Genomic DNA, 5,722 nt, shown 5'->3' with positions numbered 1-5,722 from the left:
TGCAGCTTGCGGCCGGGATGTCCGGCGACATAGAGCCGGGTCAGGTCGCCGGAGCTGACGATGGCATCATAGGCGTCGTCGGCGACGCCGAATTTGCGCAACTGCTGCTGCACCGATTCGGCGGGCCGCGGGGCATTGGTGATGAGGATGACGGTGCCGCCCCGGCCGCGAAAGCGATGCAGCGCCTCGCAGGCTTCCGGGAAGGCCTCCAACCCGTTGTGAACCACGCCCCAGATGTCGGACAGCACCACCTCGGTGCCGTCAATGAGATCGCGCAACCGTTCGATAACGCGCAAGGTGGTCATGAGCCGACCGTACCGCCTAGCCCGGGCCCGCGGCGCGCCGCGCCAGCGCGGCGGTGCCGGTCATCCGTTGCGGCGGAGGCTCGATGACGTTGGCCTCGGCCGGCACGCCCTTGGCATTGCCATTCGCACCGCCGGCGTCCGGGCCGCCATTCGCCGCCGCGCCCTCCGGACGCAACGGCCGCGGCGGCGCGAACAGGAAGCCCTGGCCGAATCGCACGTCGTAGTCGAGCAGGTCGACCACCGAACGCTCCCCCTCGATGCGCTCGGCAACCAGATCGATGCCGAAACGGCCGAGCAGATCCGAAAGGTCGGAGGGGTGGATATCCGAGGTCGAAGCCTGTTTCGGGTCGAGCAGCAGCTCGGCGGGGATCTTGATGAAGCGGACGCCGCGGTCGGCGAGCTCGCGCGGCTCGAACCTCAGGTCAGTGACGTGGTCGATGGAGAAGCGATAGCCGCGCTGCGCCAGGCTGGCCAGATGCTCGATCTCGGTCGGGCCGAGGTTGCGGAATGTCGCCTGCTTGAACTCGAGCACCAGCGAGGGCGCCAGCGCACGGTTGGCCTCGAGGAAATCCAGGCATTGCGAGAAGATCGCGCTGTTGCCGAGCGTGGCGGCCGAGACGTTGCAGAACACCCCGACCTCCTTGTTGCGGACCATCAGCCGGCGCAGCACCTGCACGCAGCGCAGCATCAGCATGTGGTCGATCCGCCCGATCAGGCCGGCGGTCTCGGCGGTGCCGATGAAGTCTTCGGCGGCGATGACCTGGTCCCTGTCATCGCGCATCCGCGTCACCGCCTCGTAGGAGCGCACCTTGCGCTGCGGCAGCGTCACCATCGGCTGCAGGTAGATGTCGATGCGATTCTCCTCGATCGCGCCGCGCAGGGCCGCGAGCAATTGCGTCTGGCTGCGCGAGGAAGCGGTTTCGATCGAGGGCACCTGCGACGCAGGGGCCGGGGCGGGAGATGCCGGCATCGCGGCAAGCGCGACGGGCGCCTGCGCCGAAGCCGCGGGCTTGTCGTCGGAGGCGATGGGCACTTGCGGCTTGGCCTCGGTCCGCGGTGGGCCGCCTTCGGGAAGGGCGGGCACGCTGGTCTGCAGAGCCGCAAGCAGGTCCTCGTGGGTCGCGACCGAGCCTGCGAGCTGTCTCACCAGCCCGCCGAGCTCGCCGATCTCGTTGACCACGGTCTGCAGGCGGTCGGCGCCCGTCGAATTCGCCGAAGCCACGCGCCCCTCGACGGCGGCGAGCCGGCGGCCGAACTCGGCGACCTGACGGGCGAGGTCAGCGGTGCCGCGCGACAGGTCCGCGATCTGGCTGCCGACGTCGGTGCGGTCGCGCAGCCGCATCGAGACCGCGTTGTAGAGGATCAGGAAGGTCAGCGCGGTCAGCGCCACGATCGCGGATTCCGGTCCGTTGATACCGGCGACGGAGTAGAGGATCAGGCCAAGCGATGCTGCGACCAGCACCATGCAGATGGCGATGAAAATCGTCGAGATACGGATCATAGGTCGCGCGACACCTCGTAGGAGCACGCAACCTTAGCACCAATGCTGATTCGAGGAGCCAGTGATTCTTCGGACACGCCAGGAACCTGCGCGTGCATTCGCGTGTTCAGCGCAACGCGGCCGCCTGGCGCTCGATCTCGGAGTTCAGCTCGGCGCCGAACAGCACGACGATGGCGGACATCCACATCCACGTCATCAGGCCGATGGCGGCGCCGAGCGAGCCGTAGGTCGCGTCGTAGTTGCCGAAATTGGCGAGATACCAGGACAGCAGCGCCGAGCCCGCGATCCAGAGCAGCACGGCGGTGATCGCGCCGACGCTGAACCAGCGCCAGCGCGGCGGGCACCGGCTCGGCCCGAACCGGTACAGCACGCCGAGCGCGACCAGAAGCACGATGAACAGAATAGGCCATCGCAGCAGGCCCAGGATGAGCTGGCTGTCGGGCGCGAGCCCGATCCGGTCGAGGGCGAGCGGGAATGCAACCACGGCGCTGATCATCACCATGATGGCGACCAGGGCGCCGGTGGTGAGCGCCAGCGCCACCAGGTTCAAGCGGACGAAGCTCCGTGTCTCGCGCTCCTCATAGGCGGCATTCAGCGCGTCGATGACCGACTTGACGCCTGAATTCGCACTCCATATGGCAAACAGCAGCCCCAGCAGAAACGTGATGCCGAGCGAGGTGTTGCCTTTGGCCAGCACGCGGGCGACCTGGTCCTGCACGATCTGGAACGAGCCTGCCGGCAGCATCAGCGCCAGCCTCTCGAGATTGGCGGCGATGGTGGAATTGTCCGCGAACAGCCCGTAGGACGACACCAGCGCGGTGATTGCCGGGAATATCGCGAGCAGGCCGAAAAACACCACGCCGCCGGCATTGGCCAGCAGGCGGTCGTCGTTGGTGCGCTGAAGGGTGCGCCACAGCACGTCTTTCCAGCCACGTGAGGGGATCTGCAGCGGCGAGCTGGCGGAGGGTCCGCGCGGCGCGGCGGCCGGAACGTCGGGATCGGCCGTGGGGAGGGGGGAGGCCGGCCTCGTCACGGCGAGCGTGTGCCTCTGCCGCTGCGACAGCAACACGAGGAGCGCAGCCGTGGCCAGCAGCAGCCAGCCATTCCCGAGAGATCGTGGGCTGGACATCAGCCGGCCGTGTTCGTTTTGCGCGGCGGCGTCCGCGCCGGGCGGCGGCGCGCCAGCGCAACGCCCGCCAGCGCCGCCGCAGCGACCAGGCCGATCGACAGCGCGCCGCCGCGCCGCTCGCGTCGGATCTGCATGCCGCGTTGCGTTCGTGGCGGCACCGACGACGCCGTCAGGATCGCGGCTGCCGTATCGGCGTCGGCGTCGGCGTCATCGGCCTTGAGAGGGCTCGCCTTGACGGCGACGCGCAACCGGCTCGACAGCGATGGAAACTGCCGCGGTTTGCGCCGCAACCGGGCGCTGGCGAGGCCGGCCAGGATCATGGCGATCACGATCAGCAAGGCGCCAACTACGCCGAAGGCGGGGAACAGTCCGTAATTGATCTCGACGAAATCGAACAGCGCCGTGATGCCGACCAGGCAGGCGGCGATCAGGAAGATTCCCGCCGTCGCGAACAACCCGATTGCGACGATGTGAGAGGTGATGTTCTCGGTCGCCTGGCTGGCGCGATCGCGGATGTAGGAGCGCGTCGCCCGCTTGACCTGGTTGATCTTGATCCCGAGGCCCGTGCGCAGCAGGTCCCCCGATGGCGCGAGCATGACGCATCCTCCGCAGCCCGGGGCCGGATGTCCCGGGTCTGGGATGAACGTGGTCGGGTTTTGAAGGTTCCAGGACTGACCCGACCTTCGAATCCTTCGTCCTAGGCCGCAGCTGCGCGGGCGAGCCAGTCGTCGAAACGGGTGACCCCGATGCGCGCCTGGCTGCCGGCGGTCAGCGAGCTGTCATCGAGCTGGGTGCCGAAATAGCGCGCCTGGGCGTCACCGACGACCCTGCGGCGATCACCATGCGCGGCGAGAAATCGGCGTGCCATCACATCGAAGGCGATGCGCTCGGGACCACCCAGTTCCACGGTCCCGTTCAGCGGAGCTTGCAGCGCGAGATCGGCCAGCGCCGCGGCGACATCGGCCGATGCGATCGGCTGATATTGCGCCGATGGCAGGCGGATGACATCGCCGCTGGCGCCGGCTTCGATGATGCTCCCGGAGAATTCGAAGAACTGCGTGGCGCGCAGGATCGTGTAAGGGATCCCGGAGCCCTTGATCAGTTTCTCCTGCGCCAGCTTGGCCCTGAGATAACCGCTGTCCGGCGACGCCGCCTCGCTCTGGGCGGAACAGGCGTTCACGAACCTGCCGAGCTTCCTGATGGTGGTCGCCGTCATCGCGACCTGTCACGCGCTCGCCGCACGCACCGCGCAGGCGGAGGAGGCGATGCAGCACCTGCGCACCCTCGATCCCGACCAGCGCCTCGGGGATTTCGCAACGCGCGGCTACTTGCGCAATGTCGCAAAGGCGAAGGATCCCGAAATCGTTCAGCGCCTTCAGCACAATTCCTTTCTGACAGGCATCGACGCGGCGCTCGCCCAAATCAAGGGACGACCCTCTCTCACCTATGGTGACGTGCTGCAAAACGCATAAGATGCTATTCGACGCCGTTTTCCCGTGGGCCGGCGCGGAGGCCGTGACGGCTGCACCGGGCCTGGACGGCGGCCGCCCGGACGAAGTCGCCGGCGCCACCGGCGATCCTGTCCTCAAGGCCAGGTACGAGGCGCAGGAGGTGAAGCGCAAAAAAGCGCAGGCGCAGGGTACCTCGACGAAGACCTAGAGATTTAGCGGCGCTTGGCCGGGTGGCGTCCGCATCTTTCGCCCGCCACACCGACCGCTCCAAAAGCGGCGGCAAGCCTCACGCCACCGCGCGGATCACCTTGCCGACCTTGTCCACGATTTCGCCGATCTGGTCCTCGCTGATGATCAAGGGCGGCGTCAGCGCCAGCGTGTCGCCGGCGATGCGCAGCATCAGGTCGTTGTCGTGGAAGGCGCTGGTCATGGCTTCATAGCCGCGCTTGCCGACCGCTTCCGGTTTCGGGGCGAGGTCGATGCCGGCGGTCAGCCCCACCGTGCGGATGTCGACGACGTTGGGTTGGCCCTTCAGCGTCATCACCGCGTCGGCGAATTTCGGCTCGAGCTTGTTGGCCCGCTCGAACAGCTTCTCGTCGCGATAGATGTCGAGCGTGGCGAGCCCGGCCGCACAGGCGAGCGGATGCGCCGAATAGGTGTAGCCATGGGTGAACTCCACCATGTGCTCCGGACCGCTCATGAAGGCGTCGTGGATGGTGTCGCGCACGATTACGCCGCCCATGGGCGCCGCGCCATTGGTGACGCCCTTGGCGAAGGTGATCATGTCGGGCAGCACGCCGTAGCGCTCGGCGGCGAAAGCATGGCCGAGCCGGCCATAGCCGGTGATGACCTCGTCGAAGATCAAGAGGATGCCGTGCTTCTGGGTGATCTCGCGCAGCTTCTTCAGATAGCCCTTCGGCGCCGGCAGCACGCCGGTCGATCCCGCCATCGGCTCGACGATCACGGCCGCGATGGTGTTGGCGCCGTGCAGGTTGACGAGGTTCTCGAGCTCGTCGGCGAAGTGCGCGCCGTATTCCGGCTCGCCCTTGGAGAAGGCCTGCTTCTCGCGGTCATAGGTCGCCGGCAGATGGTCGACGCCCGACAGCAGCGAGCCGAAGATCTTGCGGTTGTTGACGATGCCGCCGACCGCGGTGCCTCCGAAACCAACGCCGTGATAGCCGCGGACCCGTCCAATCAGGCGGGTGCGGGAGCCCTGGCCATTGATCTGGTGATAGGCGAGCGCGATCTTGAGCGCGGTGTCGGCCGCCTCGGAACCGGAGTTGCAGAAGAAGACGTGGTCGAGCCCCTTCGGAGCGAGGTCGGCAATCCGGCTTGC

7 protein-coding genes and 1 pseudogene are annotated in these 5,722 nt (G+C 67.4%); 2 read left to right on the top strand and 6 right to left on the bottom strand.

Annotated elements, in window-relative coordinates; translation table 11 throughout:
- The 5 genes and pseudogenes from JOY90_RS31010 to JOY90_RS30990 form a co-directional block, all read right to left on the bottom strand.
- Nucleotides 1-305, bottom strand: a pseudogene (locus JOY90_RS31010) (TIGR01459 family HAD-type hydrolase); the annotation flags it as partial.
- A 16-nt stretch (nucleotides 306-321) separates the two neighbouring features.
- Nucleotides 322-1,806, bottom strand: coding sequence for an EAL domain-containing protein (locus JOY90_RS31005; RefSeq protein ID WP_291694906.1), 1,485 nt, complete (start codon nucleotides 1,804-1,806; stop codon nucleotides 322-324).
- 106 nt (nucleotides 1,807-1,912) lie between these two features.
- Entirely contained in the window at nucleotides 1,913-2,935 is a 1,023-nt protein-coding gene (locus JOY90_RS31000; protein WP_291694905.1) for a YihY/virulence factor BrkB family protein, read from the bottom strand.
- A complete protein-coding gene (locus JOY90_RS30995) occupies nucleotides 2,935-3,531 on the bottom strand; it encodes a phage holin family protein (RefSeq protein ID WP_291694904.1) in 597 nt (198 codons plus the stop codon). The genes JOY90_RS31000 and JOY90_RS30995 overlap by 1 nt, the downstream gene beginning before the upstream one ends.
- A 101-nt stretch (nucleotides 3,532-3,632) precedes the next feature.
- A complete protein-coding gene (locus JOY90_RS30990; protein ID WP_367277013.1) occupies nucleotides 3,633-4,151 on the bottom strand; it encodes an SDR family oxidoreductase in 519 nt (172 codons plus the stop codon).
- Here JOY90_RS30990 and JOY90_RS30985 point away from each other — a divergent pair.
- Together JOY90_RS30985 and JOY90_RS30980 are read left to right on the top strand one after the other, a co-directional pair.
- Nucleotides 4,135-4,407, top strand: a complete 273-nt coding sequence (locus JOY90_RS30985) for a hypothetical protein (RefSeq protein WP_291694903.1) — start codon at nucleotides 4,135-4,137, stop codon at nucleotides 4,405-4,407. The genes JOY90_RS30990 and JOY90_RS30985 overlap by 17 nt on opposite strands.
- Nucleotide 4,408: 1 nt before the next feature.
- The gene (locus JOY90_RS30980) at nucleotides 4,409-4,594 is read left to right on the top strand and encodes a hypothetical protein (RefSeq protein ID WP_291694902.1); all 186 of its coding nucleotides are present in this window, start codon (nucleotides 4,409-4,411) and stop codon (nucleotides 4,592-4,594) included.
- Nucleotides 4,595-4,672: 78 nt separating this feature from the next.
- On the opposite strand, the gene JOY90_RS30975 is transcribed toward JOY90_RS30980, so the two are convergent.
- Nucleotides 4,673-5,722: aminotransferase class III-fold pyridoxal phosphate-dependent enzyme (locus tag JOY90_RS30975; protein ID WP_291694901.1), on the bottom strand; the 1,050-nt coding region annotated here is incomplete at its 5' end.

The sequence above is a fragment of the Bradyrhizobium sp. genome, assembly GCF_019242285.1.
In the GTDB taxonomy this organism is placed as follows: Bacteria; Pseudomonadota; Alphaproteobacteria; order Rhizobiales; family Xanthobacteraceae; genus Bradyrhizobium.
Note: the sequence above shows the minus strand (reverse complement) of the source record. Positions and strands in the feature narration are given on the sequence as shown.